The organism is Clostridium sp. CAG:265 (assembly GCF_000436575.1).
Lineage (GTDB): Bacteria > Bacillota > Clostridia > Clostridiales > Clostridiaceae > Clostridium > Clostridium lentum.
The window spans coordinates 17886-36045 of the sequence record NZ_FR886626.1; the positions used below are offsets into that span (position 1 = coordinate 17886).

General features: G+C 27.2%; 15 protein-coding genes. 6 read left to right on the forward strand and 9 right to left on the reverse strand.

What is annotated here, in order from left to right; translation table 11 throughout:
- Positions 1 to 47: 47 nt before the first annotated feature.
- The 5 genes from mutS (at position 48) to Q5O29_RS08220 (ending at position 7333) form a co-directional block, all read left to right on the forward strand.
- Positions 48 to 2765: a DNA mismatch repair protein MutS gene (mutS, locus tag Q5O29_RS08200; RefSeq protein ID WP_022212477.1), complete on the forward strand. Its 2718-nt coding sequence runs from the start codon at positions 48 to 50 to the stop codon at positions 2763 to 2765.
- Between the two features lie 13 nt (positions 2766 to 2778).
- Positions 2779 to 4725 carry a DNA mismatch repair endonuclease MutL gene (mutL, locus tag Q5O29_RS08205; protein ID WP_022212478.1) on the forward strand — a complete coding sequence of 649 codons (1947 nt, stop codon included), beginning with the start codon at positions 2779 to 2781 and terminating at the stop codon, positions 4723 to 4725.
- 12 nt (positions 4726 to 4737) lie between these two features.
- Positions 4738 to 5664: a tRNA (adenosine(37)-N6)-dimethylallyltransferase MiaA gene (gene miaA / locus Q5O29_RS08210; RefSeq protein ID WP_022212479.1), complete on the forward strand. Its 927-nt coding sequence runs from the start codon at positions 4738 to 4740 to the stop codon at positions 5662 to 5664.
- 50 nt (positions 5665 to 5714) lie between these two features.
- Positions 5715 to 5969, forward strand: coding sequence for an RNA chaperone Hfq (gene hfq / locus Q5O29_RS08215; RefSeq protein ID WP_302631131.1), 255 nt, complete (start codon positions 5715 to 5717; stop codon positions 5967 to 5969).
- A gap of 86 nt (positions 5970 to 6055) precedes the next feature.
- A complete protein-coding gene (locus Q5O29_RS08220) occupies positions 6056 to 7333 on the forward strand; it encodes a methionine gamma-lyase family protein (RefSeq protein WP_022212481.1) in 1278 nt (425 codons plus the stop codon).
- Positions 7334 to 7375: 42 nt separating this feature from the next.
- Here the strand turns inward: Q5O29_RS08220 and lexA are convergent, their stop codons facing one another.
- The gene (gene lexA, locus Q5O29_RS08225; RefSeq protein ID WP_022212482.1) at positions 7376 to 7978 is read right to left on the reverse strand and encodes a transcriptional repressor LexA; all 603 of its coding nucleotides are present in this window, start codon (positions 7976 to 7978) and stop codon (positions 7376 to 7378) included.
- 137 nt (positions 7979 to 8115) lie between these two features.
- Here lexA and Q5O29_RS08230 point away from each other — a divergent pair, with 137 nt between their 5' ends.
- A complete protein-coding gene (locus Q5O29_RS08230; protein WP_022212483.1) occupies positions 8116 to 8505 on the forward strand; it encodes a hypothetical protein in 390 nt (129 codons plus the stop codon).
- A gap of 50 nt (positions 8506 to 8555) precedes the next feature.
- Here Q5O29_RS08230 and Q5O29_RS08235 read toward each other — a convergent pair whose 3' ends face one another.
- From Q5O29_RS08235 to Q5O29_RS08270, 8 genes are all read right to left on the reverse strand, one after another.
- Positions 8556 to 9503, reverse strand: coding sequence for a tyrosine recombinase XerC (locus tag Q5O29_RS08235; RefSeq protein ID WP_302631960.1), 948 nt, complete (start codon positions 9501 to 9503; stop codon positions 8556 to 8558).
- 829 nt (positions 9504 to 10332) lie between these two features.
- The gene (locus Q5O29_RS08240; RefSeq protein WP_022212485.1) at positions 10333 to 10515 is read right to left on the reverse strand and encodes a hypothetical protein; all 183 of its coding nucleotides are present in this window, start codon (positions 10513 to 10515) and stop codon (positions 10333 to 10335) included.
- 94 nt (positions 10516 to 10609) lie between these two features.
- A complete protein-coding gene (locus Q5O29_RS08245; RefSeq protein ID WP_022212486.1) occupies positions 10610 to 11224 on the reverse strand; it encodes an acetate uptake transporter family protein in 615 nt (204 codons plus the stop codon).
- Positions 11225 to 11301: 77 nt separating this feature from the next.
- Positions 11302 to 12441 (reverse strand): DHHW family protein, encoded by a 1140-nt coding sequence (locus tag Q5O29_RS08250; protein WP_022212487.1) that lies wholly within the window; start codon positions 12439 to 12441, stop codon positions 11302 to 11304.
- Between the two features lie 9 nt (positions 12442 to 12450).
- A complete protein-coding gene (locus tag Q5O29_RS08255; protein WP_022212488.1) occupies positions 12451 to 13827 on the reverse strand; it encodes an MBOAT family protein in 1377 nt (458 codons plus the stop codon).
- A 56-nt stretch (positions 13828 to 13883) separates the two neighbouring features.
- Positions 13884 to 15797 (reverse strand): ABC-F family ATP-binding cassette domain-containing protein, encoded by a 1914-nt coding sequence (locus Q5O29_RS08260; RefSeq protein ID WP_022212489.1) that lies wholly within the window; start codon positions 15795 to 15797, stop codon positions 13884 to 13886.
- Positions 15798 to 15903: 106 nt separating this feature from the next.
- Entirely contained in the window at positions 15904 to 16398 is a 495-nt protein-coding gene (locus tag Q5O29_RS08265) for a QueT transporter family protein (protein ID WP_022212490.1), read from the reverse strand.
- Positions 16399 to 16591: 193 nt separating this feature from the next.
- A complete protein-coding gene (locus Q5O29_RS08270) occupies positions 16592 to 18079 on the reverse strand; it encodes a hypothetical protein (RefSeq protein WP_022212491.1) in 1488 nt (495 codons plus the stop codon).
- Positions 18080 to 18160 lie beyond the last annotated feature (81 nt).

The window sequence follows — 18160 nt, forward strand, 5'->3', positions numbered from 1 at the left end:
CTAAAAATCAAGGTATATACCTTGAAAATTACTAGGAGGGATGTATCATGGCATTAACGCCTATGATGAGACAATACGTTGAAATAAAAGAAAGATATGAAGATTGTATTCTTTTTTATAGATTAGGTGACTTTTATGAAATGTTTTTTGAAGATGCGAAGATAGCATCGAAAGAATTAGAACTTGTTTTAACAGGTAGAGAATGTGGTTTGGAAGAAAGAGCACCAATGTGTGGAATTCCATTCCATGCTGCAGCTTCATATATATCTAAATTAGTTAATAAAGGATATAAGGTTGCCATTGGTGAACAAGTTGAAGATCCTGCAGCTACTAAAGGTATAGTTAAAAGAGATGTAATTAAAGTTATTACACCAGGTACTTTTATAGAAAATACAACTGAAGAAGAATACAAAAATGTATATATGTTATCTATTTATGAAGAAGATGGCATATATGGTGTAGCCTCTTCAGATATTTCCACTGGTGAATTTAAAACAACATCATTTACTGTTTCTAAGGCAAGCCTTCTAGATGAAATATCAAAAATTTCACCAAAAGAAATTCTTATAGATAAGAGTATTTATGAAAACTTAGAAAATGATATTAAAGGTATAAGTAACGCTTTAGTTACTATTAAGGACTTCAATGACTTTTCTTGTAGTGATGAAGAAATGATAGCTCAATTCACATCTTTAGATTTAAAAAATCTTGATAAGAGAGCAAAGAAAGCTTCTTCTACATTATTAAAATACATATTAGAAACACAAAAGATAAGTTTATCTAATATAAATCTTTTAGATACATATGACATTATAAACTATATGTCAATTGACAGTAGTTCTAGAAGAAACTTAGAACTTACTGAAAACTTAAGGGATAAGACTAAAAAGGGAAGTCTTATTTGGGTTTTAGATAAGACTGCCACTGCAATGGGAGGAAGAACTCTAAGAAAGTGGATTGAAGAACCATTAATAAAGAAGGATGAAATTGAAAATAGATTAACATCTGTAGAAGAATTATATAATAACACATATATAAATGAGGAAATTAGAGAAGCTCTTAAGGATGTTTATGATATAGAAAGAATTGTAGGTAAGATTTCTAATAAGAATGTTAATGCTAGAGATTTAGTTTCATTAAAATCATCATTACAAAAACTGCCATCTATAAAAGCTGTTTTAAATGGATTAAATGCACCATTACTAAAGGAATGGTATAATTCATTAGATACATTAGATGATTTAAATGAATTATTAAACTTAGCAATTATTGCTGATCCTTCAATATCAGTAAAAGAAGGAAATATAATTAATAATGGATATTCTGCCCAAGTAGATGAACTTAGAAGTGCAAAGCTTAATGGTAAACAGTGGATTGCTGAACTTGAAAATAAAGAAAGAGAATTTACTGGTATCCGTTCATTAAAAGTTGGCTATAATAAAGTATTTGGTTATTATATAGAGATATCTAAAGCAAATTATGCTACTATTCCTGAAGGGCGTTATATAAGAAAGCAAACTCTTGCTAATGCTGAAAGATTCATTACTGAAGAGTTAAAGGTTATGGAAGAAAAAATATTAGGTGCTGAAGAAAAACTTATTGCTTTAGAATATAAGTTATTTGTTGAAGTAAGAGATAAAGTAGAAAAAGAAATATCTAGACTTAAAAAGACTGCTAACATAATATCATCGTTAGATGTAATTTCAACTATGGCTATTATTGCCTTAGAAAATAATTATGTAAAACCGCAAATTAACGAAGAGGGAATTTTTGAAATAAAAGAAGGACGTCACCCTGTTGTAGAAAAGGTAATTGATAAAGGTGAATTTATTTGTAATGATACACATTTAAATAGAAAGAAAGATAGGTTTCTTCTTATTACTGGACCTAATATGGCTGGTAAATCTACTTACATGAGACAAGTGGCTCTAATTAACTTAATGGCGCAAATAGGATCATTTGTTCCAGCAAACAGTGCCAATATTTCTATTTCTGATAAGATATTTACAAGAATAGGAGCATCAGATGACTTAGCAGGTGGTAAGTCTACTTTCATGGTGGAAATGTGGGAAGTATCAAATATCTTAAAGAATGCAACTTCTAAGAGTTTAGTTTTATTAGATGAAGTTGGAAGAGGAACATCTACATATGATGGATTAAGTATAGCTTGGTCAGTAATAGAATATATGTGTAATAAGGAAACATTAAAATGTAACACTTTATTTGCTACTCATTATCATGAGCTTACTAAATTAGAAGGTGTTATTGAAGGAGTTAAGAATTATTCAGTTGCTGTAACTGAAAAACTTGGTGAAGTAATTTTCCTAAGAAAAATTGTGGAAGGTGGTGCTGACCAATCATATGGTATTGAGGTTGCTAAACTAGCAGGGTTACCAGAAGGTGTTATTGAAAGAGCAAAGGAAATTCTACACAAGTTAGAAGGAGAAAAATCCTTTGATGAAAGTCATGAATTGTTAAGTGAACAAAGTAACAAAAGAAAGTTTATGGCCGAAGAGAACGTTGCAGAAGAAATAAAGGAAACTGTAGTGGATACTAAACAAGAAGCTGTGGTAGATTTAGAAAAAGATTCTAAAAAAGAAGAAAAAGTGACTGTAGAAACTAATGATACAATACAAATAGATTTTGCAATGATTGAAAAGGAAGCTTTTCTTAAAGAAATTGCTGGTATTGAAATAATGACGATGACACCTCTTGCTGCAATGAATAAACTCTTTGAAATAGTACAAAAATCTAAGAATATGTAAGTGAGGTACTATGATGAAAAGAATAAACATATTAGATGAGCATACTTCTAATAAAATTGCTGCTGGTGAGGTTGTAGAGAGACCAGCCTCAGTAGTAAAAGAGTTAGTAGAAAACTCCATTGATGCAGGTGCTAAAAATATTACCATTGAAATAGAAGAAGGTGGAATAAATTTAATTCGTGTTATAGATAATGGTTCTGGAATTTATGCAGATGATATTTCGAAAGCATTCTTGCCTCATGCTACATCAAAGATTGTATCTGTGGATGATATATATCATATTAATACTTTAGGATTCAGAGGAGAAGCGCTGCCTTCTATTGCCTCTGTTTCTGAGGTTAACTTTAGAAGTAAGACTGCCGATGCCAATTTTGGTAAGGAAGTATCCATTTCTGCTGGTGAAATATTATCAATCAATGATATAGGGATGAATAATGGTTCAATTATGGAAGTGAGAAATCTATTCTTCAATGTTCCTGCTAGAAAGAAGTTTTTAAAGACTCCATCTAGAGAAGGATCTCTTGCCAATGATATTGTCACAAGAATAGCTCTTTCTTATCCTAATATTTCTTTTAAACTATTCAATAATAAAAAAAAGACTCTTTTAACTTATGGAGATAATAACTTAGCATCTACTATTAGAACTATTTATGGTAAAACAATTTATGAAGATATCATAGAATTCTCTAACCATGAAGACAGTTATATTAGGATATATGGATATGTTGGAAGAGAATCTATTGCACGTGGGTCTAGAAATAATCAAAGCATATATGTAAATAATAGATATATTAAGAATAAAACTGTTGTTGCTGCTGTGGAAAATGCTTTTAAATCTTTCTCAACAGTAAATAAGTTTCCTTTCTTTGTATTGTTTATTGATATTCCTGCTGATAATATAGATGTAAATATTCACCCAACAAAAGCAGAAATAAAATTTAAAGATGAAAGAATGATTTTTAAGGCTGTTTTTGATACTGTTCATAGTGCTTTGAAGAATGATGTATTCAATAGTTTTGCAATTCATCAAGAACAACTAAATGTTAATATTCAAAATCCTTTATTGCTAAAAGAAGAACTTATAAATGTTGAGAAAAGAGAACAGATAGATTTACTTGAAACAAAAAAAAGCTTACTAAAGGAACCTTCTATAAATGATATATATAGTTCTGTAACTATGAATGATATTAAAAAGGAAGAGAATATCTATAATGAATTAAAAGCTGCTAAAGAGGCTAAAAACTTCATTAAAAATGATGAATATGTTGAGCAAAATTTTGAGAAGGAAGAAATTTTATATAACAACTCTCATAAGGAAAACTCTAATGAAGAAAAAAGTGAAATCAAAAAAAGTATTGATAAAAAAGTTCCAGTGGCAAAATTTGCAGACTTAAGGGTTATTGGTCAATTTAATAAAACATATATCTTGGCAGAATATTTAGATTGTCTATATATAATTGATCAGCATGCAGCTCATGAAAAAATCCTATTCGAAAAATATCGAAATGATATCGAAAATAAGAATACTATTATTCAGCCTTTATTAATACCGATGGTACTTGAAATGTCCATGGATGATTATGAATGCTATATTGAAAATAAGAATCTTTTTGAAGAGTCTGGTTTTATCATCGATGAATTTGGTGACAATACAATTTCTTTAAAAGAGGTTCCTTATTTCTTAGGAAAGCTGGACTCTAAAAAACTGTTCTTAGATATGATAGACAACCTAAAGAATATGGGAAGTGGAAAAACTGTTGAAGTTAAAATAAATAAAATTGCTTCAATGGCCTGTAGAGCTGCAGTAAAAGCTAATGATTATCTTACTGAAATAGAAATGAAAGAGCTAATTGAGCAATTAAGATATATTGAAGATCCTTTCCATTGTCCACATGGAAGGCCAATAATTATAAAAATGACCAATTATGAATTAGATAAAAAATTTAGAAGGATTGTTTAGAAAGGAAAATATATGAAAGATAAAATCTTAGTGCTAGCTGGTCCAACAGCAGTAGGTAAAACAGAACTATCAATTAGACTGGCAAAAGCCTTGAATGGTGAAATAATTTCTACTGATTCTATGCAGATTTATAAAGGCATGGATATAGGTTCAGCTAAAATAAAAGAAGAAGAAATGCTGGGAGTAAAACATCATATGTTAGATGTAGTTTCACCAGATATAGCTTTTTCTGTTGCAGATTATAAGGAGAGGGCAGAAAAAGCCATAGAAGACATTTTAAGAAGAGGAAAACTTCCTATCCTTACTGGTGGGACTGGTTTATATATTAATGCTTTGACTTGTAATATGAATTTCACAGAATCTGAAAAGGACGATGAATATAGAGAAGAATTAAATAAACTTATAGATAAAGAGGGAACAGAATATGTCCATAACATGTTAAAAGAAATAGATCCTATAAGTTATGAGTCTATTCATCCTAATAATAGAAAAAGGGTTATTAGAGCTTTAGAGGTATATAAGCTTACTGGTAAGCCTTTTAGCTCATATAATGCCGGTGATAATTTATATAAAAGCAAATATGATGTACATTATTTTGTATTAAATATGGATAGAACAAAGCTTTATGAGAGAATAAATAAAAGAGTAGAAATTATGTATGAAAAGGGATTACTTGTTGAATGTATTAATTTAAAGAAATTAGGGTATACTTCTTCTATGCAGTCAATGCAAGGAATAGGTTACAAAGAAGTGTTATTGTATTTAGATGGATTAATTACTTTAGAAGAAAGCAAAGAGATGGTTAAGCAAGGTTCTAGAAATTATGCAAAAAGACAACTTACTTGGTTTAGAAAGGATCCAAGAGCAATATTTTTGAATAAGGACTATATGTCTGATGATGAGATTTTAAATAAAATAATTAATGACATTAATAGGTAATAGCGTTATAATTTTAATTAACATATTGCTATATTATGGAGGTGGTTATGTTGAATAAACAACAAAATAATTTACAGGATATTTTTCTTAATGGTGCAAGAAAAAGCAAAATGCCAGTATCTATATATTTAACCAATGGGTTTCTTCTAAAGGGACTAGTAAAAGGATTTGATAATTTTACAGTTATATTAGATTCTGAAGGTAAACAAATGATGGTTTATAAACATGCAATAACTACAATTTCTCCAAACAAGCCTATTTTATTTGCAGAGGGTAATGAATATGGTAAAGAAGATGAAGGTTAATCTTTCATCTTTTTTTATATAAATACTTTATATTTACAAATTAATTATATATAATAGTCATAGTAACAAGATAATGGAGGATAAATATGATTAATTTAGCGGAAGACTTACTAGTTAATAAGTATAAGATAAAGCATAATGTTTTTGAGTTATATAAACAAGCATTAAATGACATTGAAGATCAATTAAAGGTTTATGATGAAATAAGAGAATATAATCAATTGAAGGTTTTACATGCTTTTCAAGAAGAAAGAATAAGTGATTCTCATTTTACTAATTCATCAGGATATGGATATGATGATATAGGAAGAGAAGCTCTAGACAAAGTATATGCAAGGGTGTTCAATGCAGAAAGCGCTTTAGTTAGACCACATTTTGTAAATGGAACTCATGCCATAGGATGTGCTTTAATGGGTAATTTAAAAACAGGGGATACGATGGTATGTATTTCAGGCACTCCATATGACACATTACATAATATAATTGGTATCAATGATAAGGAAAACATCGGATCTCTTAGAGAATATGGTGTAAAATATAAACAAGTAGACCTATTAAATGGAAAATTTGATGTTGAAAAAATAACAGAAGTTTTAAAAGAAGATAACAGCATAAAGCTTGTACATATTCAAAGAAGTACAGGGTATGGTTGGAGAAACTCATTTTTAGTATCAGAGCTAGGAGAAATAATCAAGGTAGTTAAATCAATTAGAGAAGATGTAGTAGTATTTGTTGATAACTGTTATGGTGAATTTATTGATACAATTGAGCCAACTGATGTGGGAGCTGACTTAATTGCTGGTTCATTAATTAAAAATGCTGGTGGTGGTATTGCACCAACAGGTGGATATATTGTAGGTAAATCAAAGTATGTTGAACAAGCCAGCTACAGATTAACAACTCCAGGAATAGGAGGAGAATGTGGTTCTACTTTCGGTGTAATGAGACAATTGTTCCAAGGGTTATTCCTAGCACCTCATATAGCAATGGAAGCTGTTAAAGGAGCAATCTTCTGCTCAAGAATTATGGAGCTTGCTGGATTTGAAGTATTACCAAAATATACAGATAAGAGAAGTGATATAATACAAGCTATTAAATTTGGGAATAAAGAAAACCTTATTAACTTCTGTAAGGGTATTCAAAAAGGTTCACCAATTGATTCATTTGTTGAATGTGAACCATGGGCAATGCCTGGATATACAGATGAGGTAATTATGGCAGCAGGAGCATTTATTCAAGGTTCTTCAATAGAATTATCTGCTGATGCACCAATTAGGGAGCCTTATATTGCATATTTACAAGGTGGATTAACATTTGATCATGCAAAAATAGGTGTATTATTAGCTTTAAATAACATAATATAATTTTAAGTATTAAAAAAGAGAACTTAAATGGGGTTCTCTTTTTTAATATGTTCTATATATACCTATAAGCTTACCAAGTATACTGCAATTATCAACTATAATTGGTTCCATATCATCATTTTCTGGCTGCAATCGTATATGATCATTTTCTCTATAGAATGTTTTAAGTGTTGCTTCATTTTCTATTAAGGCAACAATCTTATCACCATTAGATGCAGTTTGAGTTCTTTCAATTATCGCAAAATCTCCATCAAGTATACCTGCTTTAATCATACTGCTACCACTTATTTTAAGCATAAATAAATCATTATTATGCTTAACGTAATCTAACGGTAGTGGAAAAGAATCCTCGATATTTTCATTAGCTAGTATAGGAAGTCCAGCAGTTACTCTTCCGATAATTGGTACATTGATCATTTCTTTCTTAACAACAGAATCAACTATTTCTAATGCTCTAGGTTTTGTAGGATCTCTTTTTATTAATCCTTCTTTTTCAAGCTGCTTTAAATGTCCATGAACCGAAGATGTTGACTTAAGTCCAACAGCCTTACATATTTCCCTAACAGTCGGTGGATATCCTTTTTGGCTTGTAAAATCTTTTAAAAATTCATATATCAATAATTGCTTATCCTTTAACTCGCTCATCTTTTAACACCTCACTTTAGTAATTTTATTATAACATACTGTAAATTTAATATCAAACGAATGTTCTATAAAATAACTATTGAAATTTATACAATACTTTGATAGAATATAAAAGTTAATTAAGTTGAGGTGATATTATGAGCAACAATAAATATACTGAAGATGATTACTGTGATTTAATTCCTGGTGGAAAGATATGTGATAACTGTGGTAAATGCTTAGAAGAAGCAGGTGTTGATATTAGAGCTATAAAAATTGAAGATATATCTAAAAATGTTGAAGAAAATAAATTTATCGAAGAAGAACTTAAAAAAGCAATGGATACAGCTCTTGATTTACATATAGAATCAAATGAAGCAGAATATTCTGTAGATTTAGAAAATTATCTTGAAGATGATTATGTAGATGCTTTTGAAAATATTGTGTATCTTGATGATATAGGGTTAGATGAAGAAGAATCATTAGAAGATTCAACTATCGAATTATATCCAGGATTAAGAACAGTTTCTTTAAAAAATAAAAAATAAAATAAATAATAAAAAACTATATTACATTAAGTGATATAGTTTTTTATTATTTACAAATTAGAAAGAGGATTAGAATTTACAGCATCTCTTAATTGATCCTCATCAACATGAGTGTAAATTTGCGTTGTAGATATACTTTCATGTCCTAATATGTTTTGTAAACTCCTTATATCAACATTACCATGCTTATACATAAGTGTTGCTGCTGTATGTCTTAACTTATGAGGAGTATACTTAGCGTTGGTAAATCCAGCATTTGAAATATGCTTTTTAACTAATATTTCGACAGTTCTCTTATTAATAGGTGTATTTCTAGCTGATAAAAATAAGTAATTCTTATTTTTAGATATTGCTTTAGAATCATCTCTGACAGATAAATATTGCTCTAAAGCTTTAATACATACCGAATTAAGGTAAATAGTCCTTTCTTTATTTCCTTTGCCAATTATAGTTAAAGTGTCGCTTTTAATCTTGTTAATTTCAATGCTACATAATTCAGAAACTCTTAAGCCACAGTTAAGAAAGAAAACCAAAATACAGTAATCTCTTTCATAATTTTTATTAGACTTATCTAATGAATCAAGAAGTTCGATACTTTGATCTAATGTTAAATAAATAGGGTGCCTTTCATTGATCTTGGGCGATTCCAACTCAGCTGCAGCATTAAATTCAATAACCTTAGCTTTATTGTGAAGATAATTATAAAATGACTTTAAAGTTGCTACTTTTCTAGCTCTTGCATAATTACTATTGTTTCTTTGTTTTTCAGCATAAGATAAGAATGCATACATATCAGTTAGCTTAATTGATTTTATAAAATCACTATTGATATCATCAATTGGTATATCTATAAATTGAATATTATCATCTAATTGATACCCTTTATAAACCTTTATAAACTTAAAAAAGACAGATAAATCTGTTTTATAAGCGTTTATAGTATTGATTGATTTACCTTTGATTGTTTCTAAATAATTTAAAAAATCCTTTACTAGCATAGGTAGATTCTCTTTTTCTTCAATTTCTATACCAAATTTATTAATTAGAGGTACATTTGATACATTGGCACCCAACAATTCAATATCGATATTTTTTTTATTAACAGTACTTTTATTAGCAACTTTATGAGCTTTAGCTATAGACCTATTAAGGCCTAATTCTTTAAGCCATTTTTGAATGCTTCTTACTCCAATTTTATAAATTTCAGATAATTGCTTAGTGGTTAAATGATGCTTTTCAGTAAAGATATATAAATCCTTTATGATTGGTTCGTAACTACGAGAAGACTCTAAATTATTGAAATTAGCATATACTTGTTTTAATTTACTTTCATCTCGCTTATTTAATGTAACATTTAATAGTTTGTTTACTTCACTAGTATATGAAAAGTTAGAATAATTATTATTTGAAGTTCGTTTTAATGTCAATTGTATACCTCCATTATAAGCTATAAAACCTCTATTTTATTATATCATAGAGGCTTTTATAATTCAACAATACGAATTTCGCTAAATAGGTATTTAGCGAAATATATAAATTAATAAAAGTTATTACTTTATATTATGTATTTATGAAAAATATACACATAACTTTTAATTTAAAATATATTTTTAAATTATTGAAAATTATATTTTTACTAATTAACATAAAAGCTCGAAATATTTTTTTTATCAGAATCGAAATCCCTTTATAAGTAAAATAAGTATTAAAAACACTTAATTATAATAAAATTATATTAATATATATAAATAACATATATAACTGATATTAGTTTAATTAATAAAAATAGCTAAAGATGAGTTCTTTTATAATCTTTAGCTATTTTTATTAAACCTTTTTAATTTTTACAATTAAATCACTCATAATCAATTCAGATTTCGAAAAACCTTTTCTGAAAGATCTAATTTGTTTATATTTAACATTATCCATCTCAAAGTCAAGGACATCTATACGATCACCAGTATATTTTATTGGGTCTTTTTTATTTTTTAAATAAACGCTAATTTCCATAATATTTATCTCCTTGTAAGTACTTAAATTTATTATATAAAATTTTAAATAGAAAAACTATAGATAAATTTAATTATCTATAGTCTCAAATAAATTATTTTAAAATCCCAAATGGCTTACCAAGTGGTAATATAACTCTTTTTAAGTGACTATTTAACACGTTACCTGCACATCCGTAGAATGATAAGATAGATATTATTAATTCTGACCATGCAGCTATCCCGTGAGTTAATTCTGTAGCTATACCAAATGAGCTTAATGATAATCCTAAGAATAAGAAATCTATACATACAAAGATTAAGAATAATACTTTGTTAGTTTCTAAAGCACCTACTGTCATAAATAATGTAAAAATTAAATACCCTAAGAATGCAACACCTAATTGAGTTGTATCAACTGAAGCAGCTAATTTTTCTCCAAATACTCCATTTTGGATCATCCAAGAGAATCCCATTGCATACCAGAAAAATGCGTATGCTCCAAATGCTGTAGCTCCAAATACATTATTATGTTTGAAATCATTAATACATGCAACTAATTGCGCTGATGCTCCTAAAAATATAGCCCATGGTAAAACTAAAGATACTCCTGAAGTTAATCCTAACTTTTGTGAAGAAGCAACTAAAGTTATTATTGCTAAACCAAATAATCCCAATGCAGATGGATCAGCAACAAGGACTTTTACATTTCTTTCATTTGTGTTTTCCATTATATTTCCCCCTGTTGTATAAATAAAATCGACTATCCTAGATTAACAGAACATTAAGTTTTAGTCAATATTAATTTTTAAAACTTTAATCTTCTTATATTTATATCACTAGACAAATTGTTAAAACTATACATAATTAGAATTTCATTATAATCCTTATCTTTCATAAAATTTCTTATAGATTCTTTAAAATATCTCAAATCTATAATATCAATAATTTCATAATTATATGATAAAAATTGAATAAATGAATTAGCATAAGAATCCTTAAAAATCAATATACTACTACCTTTTCTTTCTTCCGAAATATTTTCATTAATTACTTTAGTTAATCCATTATTGCCCCAAAGAAAAGCTGAATATTTATCACTTCCTTTAAATTTATCTAAATCCATTAATGAAAGCTGTTCTTTGCCATCTATTTCAATATGCAAACCTAAAATATTATAATATGTAATAAAATCACTATCTGCCTTGAAATATTTACTCCTATTATAATATGTTCCCAAGAAATTATTTATTGTTATTTTTTCTAAGTTATTTATATCAACAATTTCTAAACCTAAATAATCCATATATGTTAAATAAGCTAAATAAGCCCCATAAGATGTCCAATGATGATCTGTCTTATAATATATATAATCATCTTTATTTTTTAATAATTCTTCAGCAACATTTATGGTGCTTATATGATCGTTACTTTTCAAAGAAAGATAGCTATTGATAGAATTAATTAATGATAATTGATCAACTAGTGGTAAATATCGTGGTGTTAATTCATCATATATAGCATAGGAATTAGGAATAATAAAAAAATCCACTTCTTTATTATAGTTATTAGTAAACGTTATAATAGAATTGAGATTGTTTTTCAGCATCTCATCATTAAAAGTAGTAAATTTTTTAAATAAATAATTGTCCTTGCCAAAAATTATATCATTATTTTCTCTTTTTCCTAATAGATACTCTATTCTTGACTTTAAATCAATCCACTTATCTCTTAAAAAGAACTGATCATTAATATATTTTTCATAATCAGATGAAAAGCTAGTATCAATATATGATTCAAGTGATAAAATAGGAATTTGAGATAAATTCTTATTTTCAAGTTCTGAAAATTCTTTTGGAGAATTAATAATATCTATCACTGTAAAAAGAATTACTATGGCACTAAACACAAAGAATGTTGGGTATTTTTTTAAAATATTTTTCTTCATATGTATCACCTAAAATCTAAAATATAAAAATGGATTATAACTAGAATCTACTAAATATGCCACTGATAAAATAAATATTGATATTAAAATTAGTGTACTGACATACTTATTTATTTTCAATCTATTCCAGATAGATGTAACCATCGGTGTACTGCATACTACTCCAATGACAATTATAATTAGATAATTTTGTAGATAATAAATCCATTCTGTATTATATTTGAACGCAAAAAGTTGTTTTAAAAATACGTTTAATAAATTTAAGTCTGTTATAGCAAATATGGCCCAACCCATTAAAAGCATAAATATTGTATAAAAGTGTGCAAAAAGCTTATAGTTATTAAGATATTTATCTAAAATTAACTTCTCCAAGGAAATTAATAAAAAGAAGTATAATCCCCATAAGATAAAGTTAAATTCTGCACCATGCCATAGTCCAGTTAAAAACCACACTATCAGTAAATTTAAGAATGTACGTTTCTTCCCTTTTCTATTTCCTCCAAGAGGTATATATATGTATTCTTTAAGCCAAGATCCTAAAGTTATATGCCACCTTCTCCAAAACTCAGAAATACTTTTAGATATGTAAGGATAATTAAAGTTTTTAGGAAATACAAATCCTAACATTTTTCCAAGTCCTATGGCCATTGTGGAATAACCACTAAAATCATAGTAAATTTGCAATGAAAAAGCCAATAAGCTAAGCCAAGCCATAGGGGTAGATATATTTGCAAAACCAATACTTTGTGCTTCTTCCCAAAGCATTCCCAAATTATTAGCTAGTAATACTTTTTTTCCTAAACCTACAATAAAATCTTCAACACCCTCTTCTACTAATGACCAATTATTTCTTCTATTAACCAACTTTTCTTTTATATCAGTATATTTGACTATAGGACCTGCAATTAATTGTGGAAACATCGTTACAAAAGTAGCAAAATTAACAATATTCTTTTCAGGTCTTATTCTACCTCTATAAACATCTATGGTGTAAGATAGTGTTTGAAATGTATAGAAACTTATTCCTAGGGGCAATGTCATTGAACTAAGTGGTATATTACTTTTAAAAATATTATTTATATTATCTGCTATAAAATTATAGTATTTAAATACAAATAATATCCCTATATTAAAAATAATTGATGTACTTAAGAGAATTTTTTGTTTTTTCTTATTCTCTTTTTCTTTCCATATTCTTTGTGATATACAATAGTCTACTAAAATTGAGGCAATCATTAATATGATGTATTTTGGTTCTCCCCATGAATAAAATAGTAGACTGAAAATCAATAAGCATAAGTTCTTATATTTCATAGGAAGTATAAAATAGAAAAGAAAGAAAATAGGCATAAATCTAAATAAAAAAATTAAACTACTAAAAACCATTTTTTCTCCTTATATAAAAGTTAAATTACAAGTATAGCAATCTAACTTTTTATAAATTATTTTTTCTTATACTCTTCAATTCTCTTAGATAAGTCTTCTAAATACTCTACTCTTTCATATTTATAAAGAAGTTCTTCTTCTAGTGCTTCTTTTTCATTGGTAAGTTCATTTAAAAGACCATAATTCGATGGGTTTGCTTCCATTTCTTTATCTATATTGGCTATTTTCTCTTCTAATTTATCAATATCACCATAGATAGTTTCAAATTCCTTCTGTTCTTTAAATGAAAATTTAGGCTTATCTTCCTTAGTTTTTACATATTCTTTTTTCACTGTTGTTTTTTTATTGTTATTATCTTTTTCATTTACTAACTCTATTTCTTTATGAATTAAATAATCACTGTAATTACCATTGTATATTTTTATAGTACCTTTACCTTCAAAAGAGAAAATCTTATTACAAGTTCTATCAAGGAAGTATCTATCATGGGATACAACTACAACTATTCCTATAAATTCATCAATAAAATCTTCTAATATCTTTAATGTCTCAATATCTAAATCATTTGTAGGCTCATCTAGAATTAAAACATTTGGTGCTTCCATTAGTATTCTCAGTAAGTGAAGTCTACGTCTTTCTCCACCTGAAAGTTTATTGATAGTTGTATATTGAAGTATACCATCAAATAAAAATCTTTCTGCCAATTGTGAAGCTGTTATTACAGTGCCATCTTCTGTTGGAATTGTTTCTCCACCTTCTTTTATATAATCAATGGCCCTCATATTTAAATCCATATGAGAATCATCTTGTGCAAAGGTACATATCTTCACTGTATCTCCAATTTCAATACTTCCTGAATCTACTTTTACACTATCATTAATTAAATTAGTAAGAGTTGTTTTCCCCATACCGTTATCACCAATAATACCAATTCTATCGCTTTTTAAGAATATATAAGAAAAATCTTTTAATAATACCTTTTCATTATATCTTTTTGATATATTATATAATTCTATTGTTTTCTTTCCTAATCTTCTTCCTACAAAAGGCATATCTATATTTTCCGGAGCAGCAATATATTCTTGATTTACTAATTCATCAAAACGTTGAAGTCTTGCTTTTTGTTTAGTTGTTCTAGCTTTAGCCCCTCTTCTTACCCATTTTAATTCTTTAAGGATAAGTTTTTGTCTCTTTTCCTCCATTGCTGCTTCAAGCTCAAGCCTTTCTGCTTTCTTTTCTAGGAAATAGCTATAGTTTCCATCATATGAATATAACTTTCCTCTATCTAGTTCAATAGTTCTATTTGCAACTCTATCTAAGAAATATCTATCATGAGTAATCATCATTAATGCGCCTTTTCTGGCATTTAAATAATCTTCTAACCATTCTATAGAGGAAGAATCTAAATGATTAGTAGGTTCATCTAATATTAATAAATTACAAGGACTTATTAAAGCAGATGCTAGAAACACTCTTTTTTTCTGTCCACCAGATAAAGTAGACATTTTAACATTGTAGTTATTTATTCCAAGCTTAGTTAAGATTGTTTTTGCTTCACTTTCCAAATTCCATAAATTCAGATTATCTATCTTTGATTGTAATGCTATTAGTTTATTGTTAAGCTCTTCAGAAAACTCACTGTTATTAATAGTTTCTAGTAATAGCTCATATTCCTTTAAAAGTTTCATTTCAATATTATCACCATGGAAAACTTGCTCAAGGACTGTAGTTTCATCTTTATATTCTGTATTTTGGGATAAATATTCTATTCTTAAATCTTTGCTTTTAGTAACTTCACCACTGAAGAATTCATCTTTTCCTGCCACTATCTTTAAAAGCGTAGACTTCCCTGCTCCATTTAAACCAATTAAGCCTATCTTATCGCCTTCATTTATATTTAAAGTAACATTATCCAATAGTATTTTTTCACTATACGATTTACTTATCTTATCTAATGTAATTAAATTCATAATGAACTCCTTTATTTATATTATTAAACATCTTATTTTAACATAAATCATTCATGAAAATCAAAAAAGCCCTTCATTAAAATAAATTTAATGAAGGGTATATTTATTACACATTTGGTATTATCTTTTTCATATATGGTTTTATAAATTTTACAAATGGAATTCCTAAGATAGTTACTACTACAAACTCTCCTAGTGCTACTTGGAAAATAGTAAGTATTAATGGTAAAGCGTAAAGATAGCTTAACATCCATCCTACTATTAATCCATTTATTATAGTTGGCCATAAAGATGCTATAATTAAAGCACTCTTACTATTTCTTATAATCTTTGGTGTGTAATAAACAGCAACTACGCTTATAAATGTAGCAATAGTTCCAAAGATTATATCCATCATTCCATTAGGGCCTAACATATTTGCAATAAAGCATCCTAAGGTCAATCCACCAATATAAAGAGGATCAAATAAAGCAAGTAGCACTAATACTTCTGAAATTCTAAATTGATAGCTTCCAAAAGATAATGGTGCTATAACTAGTGTAGTAACTGCATAAAGTGCTGCTATAGCAGCTGTTATTACTATTCTTTTAGTTTTATTCATTTTTAAGTCTCTCCTAATAATAATATTAGAACCTTCTAAGAAAATAGACAAGTAAAAAGGTACCTATATATAAATATAGGTACCATAATAACCTTGATAAGTCTATTATAAACACCTAGTTTTATTTAACGACAGGAGGTTCACGAACTGTCCAGTTAATTATTATACATAAAATTATCAAAAAAATCAATATCTATAATATTCTATTGAGAAAAGATCGTATCCTTATGGTTTCACTATTACGCTTATACCACCAGTCACGACTCCATATAAATAAAATATCCTTAGAATTAGCTAGAAGGCATAATATTTCTTTTAGGCTATTTTCATTAAACTCGCTTATACTATCAAAATATATAGGGACAAAATTATTAGGATTTTCCTTGGTGAAAACTATATATCTTAATGTATAATTGTCGTAATGGAAATTACACATTATTTTATATCCCCATGATTTTAATAAAGATAATATTTCACTTTCATAATTAATTCCTGTAGTAATAGTATTGTTTAATTCAATCATTACATCTTCATTAAAAAGTTCATTTAAATAATTTTCCAAAGGCAAATTATTATTTAAAATTTTATTAGTAAATTTAACAGCTTTAATTAATATATTGAAATAATCTTCCACCGATGAATATTCACTAATATACTGATTGTTTTTCTCAATGTTATTTATAAGCATATAATAGTAATATTTATTAATAAAACTTAATAGTTGTTCACCTTCATTAATTGATTTAGTATTTGTATAAATAAAGTCTAAAAGATGTAATACTTCTTCATCTAAAGATGTAACTCTATTTATAATACTTATATAGTTGCGATACTTCATTAATTTATTACATATTTTTTTTAAATATAGGCTAAATTCATCCTCGTTCAATATATATTTTGATAGCGACTTATATTCTTCTTCAATTAGCACTGGTTTTAAAAATTTAAATGATTTGATATAAATATTTAAGCAATCAATATTTTCTTTAAACTGCTTAAATATTTCTCGTTCATAAGCATAATATTTATTAAATGCTTCATTTTTCTTATCTCTATAAATAAGACCTTTAATCCAATAACTTATATTATTATTAGTATACTTTGTTATCAAATGTCCATTGTGATTGAAATTAATACGTTTAACTTCATTTTCTAACTCTTCTTCTGATAATGACTTATTATAAATATCAGAATTTATAAAATCTTCACTATAGATATTGCTATATATAGGTGGTAATAAAGCAAAGCTATTATTTAATAGTGCACTTAACTTATTAATAGCTATATTTAACTCTTCTATTTTTACATTCTTTCTTAAAGATGAGAAGATTTTATTATCTTTAAATTTCATATACTTAAAATATATTGTTAATAGGTTTTCATTAAGTATATATTGAGATAACTTAAGTATATTCTCATGATTACTCCATTGAAATATCAAACTTTTATTCATAGTAGTAAAAAATCTATATTCATTATCTTTATAGTTTATATTTTGCTCTGTTAATTTATATAATTGTATTAATGAATAACTACATGGATCAACTTGTGAAAATGAATTATATACTTTGATTATCTTTTTACCTTTAGCTTTAATTTCTCTAATAAGTATATCTACTTTTTCCTTTGATACATTCAAATTCTTATTGCTATCATCTAAATTAATTATGTCCTTCATCATATAAATTTCGACCTCTCTATTAATTATAGGTTCCATATATTTTATGATTTGGATATAAATAAGATTACATAGTAGAAAAGT